This is a genomic window from Cryobacterium sp. TMT4-31 (genome assembly GCF_004403385.1).
Classification (GTDB): Bacteria; Actinomycetota; Actinomycetes; order Actinomycetales; family Microbacteriaceae; genus Cryobacterium; species Cryobacterium zongtaii.
The window spans coordinates 92,769-108,871 of the sequence record NZ_SOGI01000066.1 but is presented as its reverse complement, the minus strand read 5'-3'; the positions used below and the strand labels follow the sequence as shown (position 1 = coordinate 108,871).

The window sequence follows — 16,103 nt, the reverse complement described above, 5'->3', positions numbered from 1 at the left end:
GCGGCTACCTGATGGTCTTGCGCGCCGTGATCTGCCCGGTGTCGAAACCGAGCAGGTGCAGGCCGCCGTGGAAGCGGGCGTGCTCGATCTTGATGCAGCGGTCCATCACAATGGTGAGCCCCTTCGCCTCGCCGTACTCCGCGGCCTCCTGGTTCCAGATGCCCAGCTGCACCCACACCGTCGTGGCGCCCACGGCGAGGGCGTCGTCGATCACGGCGGGGATGTCGGCGGCCTTGCGGAAGACATCGACGATGTCGGGTACCTCGGGCAGCGACGCCAGGTCGGGGTAGGCCTTCTGGCCCAGGATGGTGTCGGCACGCGGATTGACGAAGTAGACCCTGTAGTCGCTCGACTGTTGCAGGTAGGTGCCCACGAAGTAGCTGGACCGGGCCGGGTTGGGGGAGGCACCCACGATGGCGATCGACTGTGCCCGCCGCAGGATGCCCAGGCGCGCCTTGGCGTCCGGGCCCTCCCAGGTGCGCTGGGTGCGCAGCAGCTTGGCCAGCGGCGAATTTGTGGGAACGCTGCAGCTCAAACCGTTGGTGAGCTGGACTGTCTCGGTGCTCATGAGCGTCCCCCCGCTGCGGCCTGGCTGAGCGCCTGGTCGAGGTCGTAGATGATGTCGTCGACATCCTCGATGCCCACGCTGATGCGCACCAGGCCGGCCAGAACCCCGGCATCGGCGAGCTGCTGCTCGCTGAGTTGGGCGTGGGTGGTGGAGGCCGGGTGGATGACGAGGGTCTTGGCGTCGCCGATGTTGGCCAGGTGGCTGGCCAGGTCGACGGACTCGATGAAGGTACGACCGGCGTCGCGGCCGCCTTTGACGCCGAAGCTGAATACCGAACCGGGGCCCTTGGGCAGGTATTTGAGGCCGCGCTCGTAGTGCGGGTGGCTGGGCAACCCGGCCCAGTTGACGAAGTCGACGCGCGGGTCGGCGTCCAGCCACTCGGCCACGATGCGGGCGTTGTTCACGTGCGCCTGCAGCCGGTAGGGCAGCGTCTCGACACCCTGGGCGAGCAGGAACGCGGAGTGCGGCGCGAGAACCGGCCCGATGTCGCGCAGCTGTTCGGCGCGGAGGCGGGTGAGGAAGGCGTACTCACCGAAGTTGCCCGACCACTCCAGGCCGCCGTAGCTGGACACCGGCTCGGTGAAGAGCGGGAACTTGTCGCTGTGCCAGTTGAACCGGCCGCTCTCCACGACCACGCCGCCGAGTGTGGTGCCGTGGCCGCCGAGGAACTTGGTGGCGGAGTGGATGACGATGTCGGCGCCCCACTCGATGGGCCGGCAGAGGTACGGCGTGGCGATGGTGGAGTCGATGATCAGCGGGATTCCGGCGGCGTGCGCCACCGCGGCGAGGCCCTCGATGTCGGCGACCTCACCGGACGGGTTGGCGACGGTCTCGGCGAAGATCAGCTTGGTCTTGTCGGTGATCGCGGCGGCGTAGTCGGCCGGGTCGGCGGATTGCACGAAGGTGGTCTCCACGCCGAAGCGGCGCAGGGTCACGTCGAGCTGGGTGATCGAACCGCCGTAGAGGTTGGCGCTGGAGACGATGTGGTCGCCGGCCCCGGCCAGGCTGGCGAAGGTAATGTACTGCGCGGCCAGGCCGGATGCCGTGGCGACGGCGCCCAGGCCCCCCTCGAGGCTCGCGATGCGCTCCTCGAACGCAGCCACAGTGGGGTTCGACAGCCGGGAGTAGACGTTGCCGTACTTCTGCAGCGCGAACCGGGCCGCGGCATCCGCGGTGTCGTCGAACACGAACGCGCTGGTCTGGTAGATGGGCAGGGCCCGGGCCCCGGTCACTGCGTCGGGGATGTTCCCGGCGTGGATTGCCCTGGTGGTGAAGCCGTACTCGCGATCTGCCATGCGGGTACGCTACCGGCCCGGCGCGGGACCGCGGGCGGAGTGGCGTAACAGTGCGCCACATGACCTCCGCCCGGCTTGCACAGCAGCGACCGTCAGCTGATGAGGACGGCGGCCAGAGCGAGCAGGGCGATCAGCAGCCAGGAGGCCAGGCCCACGCCGAGGGCCTTGCCGCCGGTGCGCAGGAGCTCGGACAGGCGCACCGCGGTGCCCAGGCCGAACAGCGCCATGGCCAGCAGCACCGTCTGTACCAGATCGATGGACTCGAGCACGGTGGCGGGCAGCGGAACGAAGGTGCGCACCAGCACCATGGCCAGGAACCCCGCGACGAACAGGGGAACCACCGGCGGCCGCCGGACCGTGCGATCGACGGTGCCCGCCCGCCGCCGCTCGTACACCGCCACGCCGGCCACGAGTGGCGCCAGCATCAGCACCCGGGTGAGCTTGACGACCACGGCCACGGCGAGGGCCGCCGACCCGGCGATCTGCGCCGTGGCGACCACCTGGCCCACATCGTGCACACCGGCGCCGACCCAGTGGCCGAACTGGAGGTCGGTCAGGCCCAGCGGATGCCAGAGCAACGGCAGCACGCCGATCGCGAGGGTGCCGCACAGGGTCACCAACGCCACCGGGGTGGCGGTCTCCCGGTCCTTGGCCTTGACCACGCCGCTCATCGCCCCGATCGCAGACGCGCCGCAGACGGCGAAGCCCGTGGCGATGAGCAGCGGCTGGTGTCCGGGTAGGCCGACGCGGCGGCCGAGCCACAGGGTGCCGAAGAAGGTGAGCACCACGATGAGGACCGTGCTGGTGATGGTGACCCAGCCCAGACCGAGGATGTCGACCAGGCTGAGCTTGAGGCCCAGCAACACCACGCCCAGGCGCATCAGCCGGTGGGACGCCAGGGTCAGGCCGGGCGCGAGCATCCCGGTGACCGCCGGACGCAGCACGGGCAGCTGCCCCACCACGATGCCGAGCAGCACGGCCGCCGTCAGCAGGGGTACCGCGGGAAGTGCGGCGTGCACGCCCCACGCGACCAGCGCGGCCACCCCGGCCGCGCCCACTCCCCAGATCCACATTGGGTCAACTTTACCCATCGCCCGCGAAGCGTGAGAAAAGCCCCAAGAATCGAAAATTCTCGGGGCCTCTCTCTCAGTCCGAGAGGAGGGTCAGCGGTGGTGGAAGCGCTGCACCATCGGGCAGTCGAACGGGTCACGGGCGGCCAGGCCCACCTTGTTGAGGTAGGCGACCACGATGCCGTAGGACTCGAACAGGCCGGTCTCGGTGTAGAGGATCTTGTTGGACTGGCAATATTCCTTGGTGATCTCCTGCGCCTTCTTCAGGTGCGGGCGGGCCATGTTCGGGAACAGGTGGTGCTCGACCTGGTAGTTCAGGCCGCCCATGAAGGTGTCCATGAGGGTGCCGCCGCGGATATTACGCGACGTCAGCACCTGGCGACGCAGGAAGTCGACCTTGCTCTCGTGCGGCAGCTGCGGCATGCCCTTGTGGTTGGGGGCGAAGGAGGCGCCCATGTAGACACCGAACACGGCCATCTGCACGCCGACGAAGGCGAACGCCATGCCCAGCGGCAGGAAGTAGAAGATGACGGCGAGGTAGATCACGATGCGGCTGGTGAGCATGCTGATCTCGAGCCAACGCTTGTCGACCTTGCCCTTGCCGAAGACTGTCTTGAACCCTTGGATGTGCAGGTTGATGCCCTCGAGGGTGAGCATCGGGAAGAACAGGTAGCCCTGCTTGCGGGTCATGAACGAGGTGATCCAGTTGACCTTCGCGGCGTCTTCCTCGCGGAACACAATGAAGTCGGGGTCGATGTCGGGGTCCTTGCCGACCACGTTCGGGTTGGCGTGGTGGCGGCTGTGCTTGGTCATCCACCAGGCGTAGCTGATGCCGACGAAGAGGTTGGCGAGGACACGGCCGGCCCTGTCGTTGGCGGGGCCGGACTGGAAGACCTGGCGGTGCGACGCCTCGTGGGCGAGGAACGCGAACTGGGTGAGGATGATGCCGAGCACGCCGGCGATGATCAGCTGGTACCAGGAGTCGCCGAGCAGCACGAAGCCGACGCCGAGGCCGACGGTGATCAGGACCAGGGCGGCGAAGACGCCCCAGTAGAAGCCGGTGCGGCGGCCGAGCAGACCGAGATTCCGCACGGTGTGCAGCAGGGAGGAGTACTCGGTGGTGGGGTTCTGGGAGTCGCCACCCTTGCGGGTGCGGACAATACGCACCGTGGGTGCGGCAGATGCTTCCGACATGAGGCCTTTGGTTTGTATCTGGACTTCTCAGTCGGTTGTAGAGCAATCACTCGTCAAGCAGATAACGGCCATCCTACGGGTTCGAGACCCGAAAATAGCGTGAATTCACACGCCTTTAACAGGGGATGTATTCCAATTTTGGCATATGTTCGGGGCTGGGAATGTGTTGCAATCACAGCGTTAATGCTGGTCAGCGCCAGCTCGGCAGCCAGATGTGCGCCTGCCAGAAAGCGAACGGAACCTGGGCACCGGTCCAGAGCGGGAAGTAGTACGCGCTCACTAACGTGGCCAGGGCCAGGAACACCGCCACGATCGCCCGACCGGATCCATTCTTGATCAGCAGAGAGATCACCAGGGTCAGCCCGAGGATCAAGTACGGCTCGAACGCGATCGTATAGAACTGGAACACCGTTCGGTTCAGGTACATCAGCCAGGGCAGGTATCCGGCGACCATGCCCATCAGGATCAGGCCGACGCGCCACTCCCGGTACCGCACCAACCTGTAGACCAAATAGAGGATCGCGGCCGTCGCCGCCCACCAGATCAGCGGGTTGGCGATGCCGGTGATGGCCTCGGAGCAGGTGGCATAACCACAGCCGTTCTCGCCCAGGGACGAGCCCTGGTAATACATGCTCGTCGGCCGGCTCATCAGCAGCCAGGTGAGCGGGTTCGCCTGGTACGGATGCGGGGTCACCAGGCCAACGTGGTAGCCGTAGGCGGCCGATTGGTAGTGCCAGAAGCTCTGCAGGCTGTGCGGAACCCAGGCCAGAGCCCCGGTCCAGGCTTGTCCGGCCTGATCGGCCCAGTCCCGGTAGTAGCCGCCGTGGGTGACGAACCAGCCGGTCCAGGAGACCAGGAAGGTCAGCGCCGCCACGGGAACCAGGAGCAGGAAGGTCACCGGCCCCTGCTTGAGGATCGCTCCGCTGGCCCAGAACGGCAGCCCGGCCCGGCGGCGGGCGAGCGCGTCGACCACCACGAGGTAGATGCCGAAGGCGGCCAGGAAATAGGCCCCAGACCACTTCACCGAACAGGCCAGCCCGAAGGCCAGGCCCGCGGCCAGCACCCACGGCCGCCACCAGAGCGCGGGGCCCCAGGTGGGGTCGACCTCGTTGTCCCGTTTCTCGTTCAGCCACGCCCCGAGCCTGGCCCGGTGGTGGTCCCGGTCCATCAGCACCGCGCCGAAGCCGAGGAGGGCGAAGAACATCACGTAGTTGTCGAGCAGGGCGACCCGGCTCATCACGATCGCGTTGCCGTCGATGGCGAAGAGGAAACCGGCGATCGTACTCAGTAACACCGAGCCGAACAGCTTCTGGGCGATGAGCATGAGCAGCACGACGGCGAGCACCCCGACCAGCGCCGTGACGACCCGCCAACCGAACGGGTTATCGGCGCCGAAGATCGCCATCCCCAGGGCGATGAGCCATTTGCCGAGCGGCGGATGCACCACGAACGACGGGGCGGTACCGAAGATATTGCTCTGCCCCGCCGCGAACAGGGCGTCGGCGCCATCCGGCCAGGTGGACTCGTAACCGTTGTTGAACAGGCTCCAGGCGTCCTTCACATAGAAGGTCTCGTCGAACACCAGGGTGCCGGGGTGGCCGAGGTTCCAGAACCGTAAGCCCGCGGCCAGCAGAACCACCAGTGCCGGCCCGGCCAGGCGAACCCACCGGTTGCCCCACAGGGCACTCCAACGCTCGGTCACACGGGCGGTCGCAACGGGGGTGAGGAGCACCTGACCATCGTAGTGAGCCACTGCTGCGTGACTGTGCTGCAAGACTGTGCTGCGAGACTGGGACCATGATCATTCTGGCTGCCACGCCCATCGGAAACCTCGGGGACGCCTCGACCCGCCTGATCGAGGCGCTGCGTACCAGCACCGTCATCGCCGCCGAGGACACCCGGGTGACGGTGCACCTGCTCAAGGCCCTCGGCGTGGAGAACCGGCCCCGTCTGATCGCCCTGCACGACCACAACGAACGGGGCAAGGCCGCCGAACTCGTCGAACTCGCCCGCGACACCGACCTGCTCGTGCTCAGCGACGCGGGCATGCCCACGGTCTCCGACCCCGGCTTCCACCTGGTGGATGCCGCGATCGCCGCCGGTGTGACCGTCACCGCGCTGCCCGGACCGTCGGCCGTGCTCACCGCGCTGGCCGTCTCCGGCCTGCCCACCGACAGGTTCACCTTCGAGGGCTTCCTGCCCCGCAAACACGGTGAGCGGATGCAGGCGCTGCGCGAGGTGGCCACCGAACGCCGCACCATGGTCTTCTTCGAATCACCCAACCGGCTTGCCGCGTCGCTCACCGACCTCGCCGTCGCGCTCGGCGCCGACCGCCGCGTTGTGGTCTGCCGGGAGCTGACCAAGTTCTACGAAGAGGTCAAGCGGGGCACCGCCGCCGAGCTGGCCGAGTGGGCCGCGGCGGGCGTCCGCGGCGAAATCTGCATCGTCGTCGCCGGGGCGACGCCGCGGGTGCTCGACCTGGCCACCGGCGTCGAGGAGGTTCTGGCGCTGGTCGCGGCCGGGGCTCGCCTGAAGGACGCAGCTGCCGACGTGTCAGCCGCATCCGGGCTCGGCAAGCGCGACCTGTACGAGGCCGCGCTCACCGGCAAGGCCGCCGGGACCGCCGCGCCGCGCCAGAAAGCCGCCCCGCAGCCTGAATTGCCGCTGGACTGAGCAATGGGCTGAGCCGGGCCGGGCTGCCGCGCGGCGTAACAGGGTCTGACGCCTACGCAGGCCCCCATAAGATATGAGCATGTCCGACGGCTCATCTTTTTACATCACCACGCCTATTTTCTATGTGAATGATGTCCCGCACATCGGGCACGCCTACACGGAGGTGGCCGCGGATGTGCTTGCCCGCTGGCACCGCCAGCGGGGGGAGGACACCTGGCTGCTCACCGGCACCGACGAGCACGGCCAGAAGATCCTGCGCACCGCCACCGCCAACGGCGTCACCCCCAAGGAGTGGGCCGACCGGCTGGTCGAGACCGCGTGGAAGCCGCTGCTGAAGACCGTCGATATCCGAAACGACGATTTCATCCGCACCACCGACGTCCGCCACGAGGAGAACGCGCAGAAGTTCCTGCAGCACCTCTTCGACGCCGGCCACATCTACACGGGCGAGTACGAGGGTTTCTACTGTGTGGGCTGTGAGGAGTACAAGCAGCCCGGCGACCTCGTGGCCGGCGCCGGCGAATACACCGGCCAGCAGGTCTGCGCCATCCATTCGATCCCCGTCGAGCTGCTGCACGAGAAGAACTACTTCTTCCGGATGAGCACCTTCACCGACCAGCTGTTGGCCATGTACGAGGCCAACCCCACCTTCATCCAGCCCGAATCGGCCCGCAACGAGGTCATCTCCTTTGTCAAGCAGGGCCTGAGCGACCTGTCGATCTCGCGGTCCAGCTTTGACTGGGGCATCAAGGTGCCGTGGGACGACAGCCACGTCGTCTACGTCTGGTTCGACGCCCTGCTCAACTACATCACCGCCGCCGGCTACGGCCAGGACGATGAGAAGTTCAGCCGGCTCTGGCCCGCCACGCACATCGTCGGTAAGGACATCCTGCGCTTCCACGCCGTCATCTGGCCCGCCATGCTGCTGGCCGCCGGGCTGCCGGTGCCCACCCAGGTCTTCGGCCACGGTTGGCTGCTCGTCGGCGGCGAGAAGATGAGCAAGTCCAAGCTCACCGGCATCGCCCCGAACCAGATCACCGACGTCTTCGGCTCCGACACCTTCCGGTACTACTTCATGCGCGCCATCAGCTTCGGCCAGGACGGCTCGTTCTCGTGGGAGGACCTGTCCGCGCGTTACCAGTCCGAGCTCGCCAATGGCTTCGGCAACCTGGCATCCCGCGTCATCGCCATGGTCGTGCGCTACTGCGACGGCGAGATCCCGGCCGGCGGTACGCCGCGTGATGCGGATACCGCCATCCGCGACACCGAAATCCGGGTCACCAAGGCCGCCGACGCGGCCATCGACAGGCTCGCCCTGCACGAGGCCCTCGCCGCGGTGTGGGAGCTCGTCGACGAGCTCAACGGCTACATCACCACGCAGGAACCGTGGGCGCTGGCCAAGAACCCTGACGACCGCGAACGCCTCGAAACCGTGCTGCACACCGTGGTCCGCGGCCTCGGCACCCTCGCCGTGCTGCTCTCCCCGGTGACCCCGCAGGCCACCGCGACGCTATGGGCCGCCCTCGGCGGCACCGGCGACGTGCAGGACGCACAGATCGACCGGGCCTGGGAATGGACCGGCGGCAGCCACGTCTCGCCGCTAGCCGCCCTGTTCCCGCGCATCGAGGCCACTGTTGGCTAACGGTTCGGCCGACAGCACCCACATCCGCTCGCGCGAGGCCACCGCCGGCCGCGACCTGGTCTACCCGCCGGCGCCGGTGCCGCTGGTCGTTGGCGTCTACGACAACCACACCCACCTCGAAATCTCAGACGGAATCACGCCGCTCTCGGTGGCCGAGCAACTGGACCTGGCCTCCAGCGTTGGCGTCCGCGGCGTCATCCAGGTGGGCACCGACGTGGCCACCTCCCGCTGGTCCGCCGAGATGGCGGCCCATGAACCACGGATGCTCGCCGCCGTCGCCATCCACCCCAACGACACACCGGAGTTGGAGACCGCCGGCACCCTCGACGACGCCCTCGCGGTGATCGACGAGCTCGCCGCCCGCCCCCGGGTGGTCGCCATCGGCGAAACCGGGCTGGACTTCTACCGCACCGGCCCCGACGGCCGGGCGGCCCAGTTCCGGTCTTTCGAGGCGCACATCGAGATCGCCAAACGACACGGTCTCGCCCTGCAGATCCATGACCGGGACGCCCACGACGAGGTCGTCGCGACCCTGCTGAGGGTGGGAGCCCCCGAGCGCACGGTCTTCCATTGCTTCTCCGGCGACGCCGAACTGGCACGGCTGTGCGCCGACCAAGGCTGGTACATGTCGTTCGCCGGACCGGTGAGCTTCAAAAACGCCGCCACGTTGCGGGAGGCACTCGACGTCGCCCCTCGCGCCCTGCTGCTGGTGGAAACCGACGCGCCCTACCTCACGCCCACCCCGCACCGCGGTCGCCCCAACGCGCCGTACCTGCTGCCGCACACCCTGCGCGCCATGGCCCAGCACCTGCAGACGGATGTCGCGGTGCTCGCCGCCCAGATCACCTCGAACACCGAACTCGTCTACGGCCGCTGGGACGCGGAACCCGTGGTGTTGACCGACTCCCCCCGAGACCCCCGCATCAGCCCGGCCGGAGGCCTCGCATGACCGACTCTGCCCACAACTCAGCCAAAGAACCGACCGCGCCCACCCTGCTCGGGCCGGCCGAGATCCGCGACCTCGCCGAGATGCTCGGGGTGAACCCGACCAAAAAGCTCGGCCAGAACTTCGTCATCGACGGCAACACCGTACGGCGGATCGTCAAGGTCGCCGCCGTGAAGCCCGGCGAAACCGTGGTGGAGGTGGGTCCAGGCCTGGGCTCGCTCACCCTGGGCATCCTCGAGGTGGGCGCCGCCGTCGTGGCCGTGGAGATCGACGACCGCCTCGCCGAGCAGCTGCCGCTGACCGTGCAGCTGATGCAGCCGGGCGCCGCGCTCACCGTCATCCGTGCCGACGCTCTGAAGATCGCCGAGCTGCCCGGCGACCCCACCCGCCTGGTGGCGAACCTGCCCTACAACGTGTCGGTGCCGGTGCTGCTGCACCTGCTCGAGCACTTCGCCTCCATCCGTGCCGGCGTGGTGATGGTGCAGGCCGAGGTGGGCGAGCGCCTCGCCGCCGCGCCGGGCTCGAAGATCTACGGCAGTCCCAGCGTCAAGGCCGCCTGGTACGGGCAGTTCCGCACCGCCGGCAAGGTGAGCCGGCAGGTCTTCTGGCCGGTCCCCAACGTCGATTCGATCCTCATCGCCTTCGAACGTCGTGCAGAGGAACTCGAATCCGAGGAACTGCGCCTGGCCACGTTTGCCCTGGTCGACGGTGCATTCCAGCAGCGCCGCAAGATGCTGCGCCAGTCGCTGTCCGGTGTGCTCGGCGACTCGGCCCAGGCGACGGACGTGCTCGGCAAGGCGGGCATCGACCCCACCGAGCGCGGCGAGCAGCTCACCGTCCACGACTTCCTGGCGATCGCCCGGGCCTGGCTGGCCTAGGTTAGGAACATGACCAACACGGCGACCTCACCGGTTGTGCATGCGCGGGCACCGGGCAAAATCAATGTCTTCCTCAAAGTGGGAGCCGTGATGGACGACGGCTACCACGATCTCGCCACGGCGTTCCAGGCCGTCTCCCTCTACGAAGACGTGCGTGCCTCGGCCTCCGACGACTTCAGCGTCGAGTTCACCGGCACCATCGACACGTCGAATTTGACCATGGACGGCAGCAACCTGGCGATCAAGGCCGCCCGTGCGTTGGCCAGGGCCACCGGCTACACCGGCGGGGTGCACCTCGAAATCGACAAGAACGTGCCCATCGCCGGCGGCATGGGCGGCGGCTCTGCGGATGCCGCGGCCACGCTGCTCGCCTGCGACACGCTCTGGGGCACCGAGCTGAGCCGCGACGAGCTGCTGAAGATCGCGGCCACCCTCGGCGCGGATGTGCCGTTCGCGTTCACCGGCGGCACCGCCATCGGCACCGGCCGTGGTGACCAGCTCAGCCCCGCCCTGGCCAAGGGCACCTTCCACTGGGTGCTCGCCCTGGCCGAGTTCGGCATGTCGACACCCTCGGTCTACAACGAGCTCGACCGGCACCGCACCCGGCACGCCCAGGACATCTTCCCCGCCTCACAGCAGCCCACCGTGGATGCCGACGTGCTGCAGGCCCTGCGCGCGGGGGACCCGGCCATGCTCGCCGACACCATGCACAACGACCTGCAGGCCCCGGCGCTGCAGCTGGCGCCGGGTCTGGGCCGGGTGCTCGAGCTCGGCGAGGCCAACGGCGCGCTGGCCGGCATCCTCTCGGGGTCAGGACCCACCGTGGCGTTCCTCGTGCCTGACCTGGACGCCGGCCTCGAACTGACGGTGGCGCTGAGCGCCGCCCGCCTGAACGTGGTGCGCGCCACCGGCCCCGTGCACGGCGCCCGAATCCTCACCTCCTAGCCCGCCCGCGCGGTACTGGCGCTCAGCTGCGGGGGATAGGCTCGAACCCTATGGCACATTTGCTCGGGGCCGAGTCCCTGCACCTTGAATTTCCCACCCGCGTCATCTTCGACAGCGTCACCGCCGGACTGAACGAGGGTGACCGCATTGGCATCGTCGGCCGTAATGGCGACGGCAAGTCCACCCTCCTGCGCCTGCTCGCCGGTCGCATGGAGCCGGATTCCGGCCGGGTGACCCGCCGACGCGGCGTCACCATCGGCGTCCTCGACCAGTCCGACGACCTCGTCAACGGCCAGACCGTGGGGCACACCATCGTCGGCGGCATCGACGAGCACGTCTGGGCGGGCGACTCGAAGGTGCGCGACGTGATCGCGGGCCTCGTGCGCGACATCCCCTGGGACACCCTCGTCGACGACCTCTCCGGTGGCCAGCGCCGCCGGGTGGCCCTCGCCCAGGTACTCATCGGCGACCACGACGTGGTCTTCCTCGATGAGCCCACCAACCACCTCGACGTCGAAGGCATCGCCTGGCTGGCCGGCCACCTCAAGAACCGGTGGGCCCAGAACTCCGGCGGCCTCGTAGTCGTCACCCACGACAGGTGGTTCCTCGACGAGGTCTGCAACATGACCTGGGAGGTGCACGACCGCCTGATCGAACCGTTCGAGGGTGGCTACGCCGCCTACATCCTGCAGCGCGTCGAGCGCGACCGGATGAGCGCCGTGATGGAGGGCAAACGCCAGAACCTGATGAAGAAGGAACTGGCCTGGCTGCGCCGCGGCGCTCCCGCCCGCACCGCCAAGCCCAAGTTCCGCATCGACGCCGCCAACGAACTGATCGAGAACGAGCCGCCGCCCCGCGACACCGTGTCGATGCAGTCGATGGCCATGCAGCGCCTCGGCAAGGATGTCGTCGACCTCGTCGATGTCTCCGTCACCTTCGGTGAGAAGACGGTGCTCAACAACATCACCTGGCTGATCGCACCGGGTGAACGCACCGGCATCCTCGGTGTCAACGGCGCCGGCAAGTCGACCCTGCTCAACCTCGTGGCCGGCACCCTCACGCCCGACAGCGGCAAGGTCAAGCGCGGCAAGACCATCAAGGTCGCCGTGCTCACCCAGCAGCTGTTCGAACTAGATGACATCCGCAATGACAGGGTCAGCGACGTCATCGCCCGCCAGCGCACCTCGTACATGGCCGGTGGCAAAGAGATCACGCCCGGCCAGATGCTCGAGCGGATGGGCTTCATGAGCGCGCAGCTCTCCACCCAGGTCAAGGACCTCTCCGGCGGCCAGAAGCGTCGCCTGCAGCTGCTGCTGATCGTGTTGGACGAGCCGAACGTGCTGATCCTCGACGAGCCCACCAACGACCTGGACACCGACATGCTCGCGGCCATGGAAGACCTGCTCGACTCCTTCCCCGGCACCCTGCTGGTGGTCTCGCACGACAGGTACTTGATCGAGCGCGTCACCGACAACCAATACGCGGTCTCCGACGGCGGCTTCCACCACCTGCCAGGCGGTGTGGACCAGTACCTCGAGCTGCGCAAGCGCCAGGTCGCCGGCGGCTCCTTCACGGCGGATGCGGCGTCCCCGACATCCGCCACCGCCAAGGGTTCCGGTAAGCCGGCGCTCGGCGGCGCCGAGCTGCGCAACGCCCAGAAGGAACTCGCCTCCATCGACCGCAAGGTCGCCAAGCAGCAGGCCAAGATCAAGGAACTCCACAACGCCCTCGCCGCGCACGACCAGAGCGACTACACGGGCCTGGGCAAACTGCAGGCCGAGGTTGCCGCGGCCGAAGACGCCGTCGCCGGCTTCGAAACCCGGTGGGTGGAACTCTCGGTGCTGCTCGAAAAATAGGTCACCGGCCTCACCACCGGCACCCCCCGGTTGCTCGACCCGCCGCCCGGCTCGCAGATTCTGTGACTGGGCGGCTTTCGTCGAAGTTCCTGTGACGTTTCGTGTCCGAGCGGCCAACGGCTCGACCGAGCTGCGGCTACCGTAGAAGAGTGCCACCCGACGCTGCGGCACAGAACCCCCACGCGAAGACTCCGTGGTTGCGCTGTGCCTGTGAACGCATCGTCGTGCGCGGGCGCACACACAGCGAACGAAACGTGGAGAACATCAGAGTGAAAAACATCACAACGAAGAAGAGCATCCTGGCAGCCCTGGCGCTCGGCGCCAGCGTGACCCTGCTCGCCGGCTGCGCCGGTGGCGCCGGCGGCAACGACGAGACCGTGAAAATCGGTGTTGTCGGGGCCAGCGACCCCTACTGGGCCGACTACACCGAGGCCGCCGCCGAAGAGGGCATCACCGTAGAGGTCGTCGACTTCGCCGACTACAACCAGCCCAACCCGGCGCTGACCAACGGTGACATCGATATGAACCAGTTCCAGCACCTGGTCTACCTGGCCGATTACAACGTCTCCAGCGGCGAAGACCTCACGCCCATCGGCGCGACGGCCATTTACCCGCTCGGCCTGTACTCCACCAAGGTCACCGACGTGGCCGACCTGGGCAAGGGCGACACCGTCGCCGTGCCCAACGACGCCAGCAACCTGGCCCGCGCGCTGCTCGTGCTGCAGAGCGCCGACCTGCTGACCCTCAAGGACGGCGGCACGATCTTCTCTACCCTCGACGACGTCGACACCGAGAAGTCCCTCGTCACCGTCACCGCGCTCGAGCCGTCCCTCACCGCGACGTCGCTGCCCGACGTGGATGCCGCGATCATCAACAACGACTTCGTGGAGAAGGCCGGCCTCAAGTTCGAGGACGCCCTCGTCAAGGACGATCCCTCCGACGAGTCCGCACTGCCCTACGTGAACGTGTTCGCCGTGCGCGCCGACGACAAGGACAACGAGACCTACGCCAAGCTCGTCGAGCTGTTCCAGACCACGACGACCGTCACCGACGGCCTGCTCGAGGTCTCCGGCAATTCCGCGGTCCTGGCCACCACGTCGCCCGCCGACCTGCAGGCCGCCCTGGCCACGGTCGAGAAGGACACCGCAGCACAGAAGTAGGCAGTCCCGGCCGGTCGCCCCTCCCCGTGAGGCGCGGCCGGCCTTTCCCCGTTCCAACCGAAGGATCTGCATGACCGTTTCAACCCCACTCGTAGAATTGCGCAACGTCAGCAAGGTGTACCCGGCCACTGTCAAGGGAGCCCCGGATGTGACGGCGATCGACGACGTGAGCATCAGAATCGACGCCGGCGACGTCTACGGCATCATCGGCTACTCGGGTGCCGGCAAGAGCACCCTGGTGCGCTTGGTGAATGTGCTCGAGCGGTCAACCGCGGGCCAGATCCTCATCGACGGTCGGGACGTCGCCCAGCTGCCCGAACGCGAACTGCGGCCGGTCCGGTTGGGTATCGGCATGATCTTCCAGCAGTTCAACCTGCTGAACTCCCGCACCGTGGCCCGGAATGTGGCGTATCCGCTCGAGGTGGCCGGTCGAGAGAAGGCCGAGCGCACCAAACGGGTCGCCGAGATGCTCGACTTCGTGGGACTGGCCGACAAGGCCGGCGCCTATCCCGACCAGCTCTCCGGCGGACAGAAGCAGCGGGTGGGCATCGCCCGTGCCCTCGCCTCATCGCCCGCGCTGCTGCTGGCCGATGAGGCCACCAGCGCCCTCGACCCCGAGACCACCCACGAGGTCCTCGAACTGCTCAAGCGGGTCAACCGCGAGTTCGGCGTCACCATCATCGTCATCACCCACGAGATGGATGTCATCCAGACGCTGGCCACCAAGGTCGCCGTGATGGACCAGGGTCGCATCATCGAACGCGGCGACGTGTTCGACGTGTTCTCGAACCCGCAGCAGGCCGCATCCGCTCGTTTCGTCTCAACGGTGGTGAAGGGGCTGCCGTCCAAGCCCGAGCTGGAGGTGCTCCGCGCCAGGCACACCGGCCGCATCGTGACCCTCGCGTTCCGCAGCGACACCGTCGACCAGACCCAGGTGTTCGGCGAACTGTCCCGCGACGGTATCGCCTTCCAGGTCGTCTACGGCGGCATCAACGAAATCCAGGGGCGCCCGTTCGGGCACCTCACCCTCGCGCTGAGCGGCGACGACACGACCATCGACGCCGCACTCGACAGGGTGCGCGCGCTCACGACAGTCACCGAGGTGCGCTGACCATGGACGGACTCATCGATCTTCTGCCCCAGCTGTGGGTAGCCGCGTGGGAGACCCTGTACATCGTGGGCCTCACCCTGCTCCTGGGCGGGTTCGGCGGCCTGCTCGTGGGCCTCGGCCTCTACCTCACCCGGGCGGGCAGCATCCTGGCCAACCGAATGGTGTTCGGCGTGCTCAACGTTCTGGTCAACACCATCAGGCCCATCCCGTTCATCATCTTCCTGGCCGCCGTGCAACCGCTCACCCGCGCCGTGGTGGGCACCGGGATCGGCAACAACGCGATGATCTTCACGATCGCCCTCGCGGCCATGTTCGCGATGGCGCGCATCGTGGAGCAGAACCTGCTCACCGTGACGCCCGGTGTGATCGAAGCGGCCCGCAGCGTGGGCGCCGGCCCCGTGCGGATCATCTTCACGGTGCTGCTGCCCGAGGCTCTGGGCCCGCTGATCCTGGGCTACACGTTCATCTTCGTCGCGCTCGTGGACATGTCAGCGGTAGCCGGCTACGTCGGCGGCGGCGGACTGGGTGCGTTCGCGTTGCTCTACGGCTGGCGCCAGTTCGACCCCGTCGTCACCTGGGCCGCGGTGCTATTGATCGTCATCTTCGTGCAGGTTGTGCAGTTCCTCGGCAACCGACTGGCCCGCAAGGCGCTGCGCCGATAGGCACAGGGTTCGGTCAGGGAGCGTACACCTCTCGTTCAGTCAACTGACCGGTTACGGTCACCTCGTCCCACGAATGTTCTCGCTGAGGCCGGCCACGTCAGCG

14 protein-coding genes are annotated in these 16,103 nt (G+C 67.6%); 9 read left to right on the top strand and 5 right to left on the bottom strand.

The features are described from left to right. Positions 1-4 precede the first annotated feature (4 nt). The 5 genes from E3T19_RS16165 to E3T19_RS16145 all read right to left on the bottom strand — a co-directional run bounded on the left by E3T19_RS16165 (position 5) and on the right by E3T19_RS16145 (position 5,880). Positions 5-568, bottom strand: a complete 564-nt coding sequence (locus E3T19_RS16165) for a CoA-binding protein (protein ID WP_088456757.1) — start codon at positions 566-568, stop codon at positions 5-7. After that, positions 565-1,863 carry an O-acetylhomoserine aminocarboxypropyltransferase/cysteine synthase family protein gene (locus E3T19_RS16160; RefSeq protein ID WP_088456756.1) on the bottom strand — a complete coding sequence of 433 codons (1,299 nt, stop codon included), beginning with the start codon at positions 1,861-1,863 and terminating at the stop codon, positions 565-567. The genes E3T19_RS16165 and E3T19_RS16160 overlap by 4 nt, the downstream gene beginning before the upstream one ends. Positions 1,864-1,955: 92 nt before the next feature. Continuing rightward, positions 1,956-2,936, bottom strand: coding sequence for a YeiH family protein (locus E3T19_RS16155; protein ID WP_241980316.1), 981 nt, complete (start codon positions 2,934-2,936; stop codon positions 1,956-1,958). Positions 2,937-3,026: 90 nt separating this feature from the next. Further along, positions 3,027-4,127, bottom strand: coding sequence for an acyl-CoA desaturase (locus E3T19_RS16150; protein ID WP_088456754.1), 1,101 nt, complete (start codon positions 4,125-4,127; stop codon positions 3,027-3,029). A gap of 190 nt (positions 4,128-4,317) precedes the next feature. Next, on the bottom strand, positions 4,318-5,880 hold the full coding sequence (locus E3T19_RS16145) for a dolichyl-phosphate-mannose--protein mannosyltransferase (RefSeq protein ID WP_241980315.1): 1,563 nt from the start codon (positions 5,878-5,880) through the stop codon (positions 4,318-4,320). Between the two features lie 44 nt (positions 5,881-5,924). Between E3T19_RS16145 and rsmI the strand changes: the two genes are divergently transcribed. The 9 genes from rsmI to E3T19_RS16100 all read left to right on the top strand — a co-directional run bounded on the left by rsmI (position 5,925) and on the right by E3T19_RS16100 (position 16,000). Continuing rightward, positions 5,925-6,800, top strand: a complete 876-nt coding sequence (gene rsmI / locus E3T19_RS16140) for a 16S rRNA (cytidine(1402)-2'-O)-methyltransferase (protein ID WP_088456752.1) — start codon at positions 5,925-5,927, stop codon at positions 6,798-6,800. 79 nt (positions 6,801-6,879) lie between these two features. Continuing rightward, entirely contained in the window at positions 6,880-8,442 is a 1,563-nt protein-coding gene (metG, locus tag E3T19_RS16135) for a methionine--tRNA ligase (protein WP_134409343.1), read from the top strand. Continuing rightward, a complete protein-coding gene (locus E3T19_RS16130; RefSeq protein ID WP_134409342.1) occupies positions 8,435-9,391 on the top strand; it encodes a TatD family hydrolase in 957 nt (318 codons plus the stop codon). The genes metG and E3T19_RS16130 overlap by 8 nt, the downstream gene beginning before the upstream one ends. After that, positions 9,388-10,266 (top strand): 16S rRNA (adenine(1518)-N(6)/adenine(1519)-N(6))-dimethyltransferase RsmA, encoded by an 879-nt coding sequence (gene rsmA / locus E3T19_RS16125; RefSeq protein WP_134409341.1) that lies wholly within the window; start codon positions 9,388-9,390, stop codon positions 10,264-10,266. The genes E3T19_RS16130 and rsmA overlap by 4 nt, the downstream gene beginning before the upstream one ends. A gap of 9 nt (positions 10,267-10,275) precedes the next feature. Further along, positions 10,276-11,211 (top strand): 4-(cytidine 5'-diphospho)-2-C-methyl-D-erythritol kinase, encoded by a 936-nt coding sequence (locus E3T19_RS16120; RefSeq protein ID WP_134409340.1) that lies wholly within the window; start codon positions 10,276-10,278, stop codon positions 11,209-11,211. Between the two features lie 50 nt (positions 11,212-11,261). Then, positions 11,262-13,067 (top strand): ABC-F family ATP-binding cassette domain-containing protein, encoded by a 1,806-nt coding sequence (locus E3T19_RS16115; RefSeq protein ID WP_103429582.1) that lies wholly within the window; start codon positions 11,262-11,264, stop codon positions 13,065-13,067. Positions 13,068-13,336: 269 nt separating this feature from the next. Further along, positions 13,337-14,227 carry a MetQ/NlpA family ABC transporter substrate-binding protein gene (locus tag E3T19_RS16110; protein WP_370028148.1) on the top strand — a complete coding sequence of 297 codons (891 nt, stop codon included), beginning with the start codon at positions 13,337-13,339 and terminating at the stop codon, positions 14,225-14,227. Positions 14,228-14,297: 70 nt separating this feature from the next. Next, positions 14,298-15,338 (top strand): methionine ABC transporter ATP-binding protein, encoded by a 1,041-nt coding sequence (locus E3T19_RS16105; protein WP_134409339.1) that lies wholly within the window; start codon positions 14,298-14,300, stop codon positions 15,336-15,338. Positions 15,339-15,340: 2 nt separating this feature from the next. Beyond that, a complete protein-coding gene (locus E3T19_RS16100) occupies positions 15,341-16,000 on the top strand; it encodes a methionine ABC transporter permease (protein WP_088456745.1) in 660 nt (219 codons plus the stop codon). Positions 16,001-16,103 lie beyond the last annotated feature (103 nt).

Coding starts and splice junctions, on each gene's coding strand:
- E3T19_RS16155 (WP_241980316.1), bottom strand. CDS start 2,936: ATGTGGATCTGGGGAGTGGGCGCGGCCGGGGTGGCCGCGCTGGTCGCG.
- E3T19_RS16160 (WP_088456756.1), bottom strand. CDS start 1,863: ATGGCAGATCGCGAGTACGGCTTCACCACCAGGGCAATCCACGCCGGG.
- metG (WP_134409343.1), top strand. CDS start 6,880: ATGTCCGACGGCTCATCTTTTTACATCACCACGCCTATTTTCTATGTG.
- E3T19_RS16120 (WP_134409340.1), top strand. CDS start 10,276: ATGACCAACACGGCGACCTCACCGGTTGTGCATGCGCGGGCACCGGGC.
- rsmA (WP_134409341.1), top strand. CDS start 9,388: ATGACCGACTCTGCCCACAACTCAGCCAAAGAACCGACCGCGCCCACC.
- E3T19_RS16150 (WP_088456754.1), bottom strand. CDS start 4,127: ATGTCGGAAGCATCTGCCGCACCCACGGTGCGTATTGTCCGCACCCGC.
- E3T19_RS16115 (WP_103429582.1), top strand. CDS start 11,262: ATGGCACATTTGCTCGGGGCCGAGTCCCTGCACCTTGAATTTCCCACC.
- E3T19_RS16105 (WP_134409339.1), top strand. CDS start 14,298: ATGACCGTTTCAACCCCACTCGTAGAATTGCGCAACGTCAGCAAGGTG.
- rsmI (WP_088456752.1), top strand. CDS start 5,925: ATGATCATTCTGGCTGCCACGCCCATCGGAAACCTCGGGGACGCCTCG.
- E3T19_RS16165 (WP_088456757.1), bottom strand. CDS start 568: ATGAGCACCGAGACAGTCCAGCTCACCAACGGTTTGAGCTGCAGCGTT.
- E3T19_RS16100 (WP_088456745.1), top strand. CDS start 15,341: ATGGACGGACTCATCGATCTTCTGCCCCAGCTGTGGGTAGCCGCGTGG.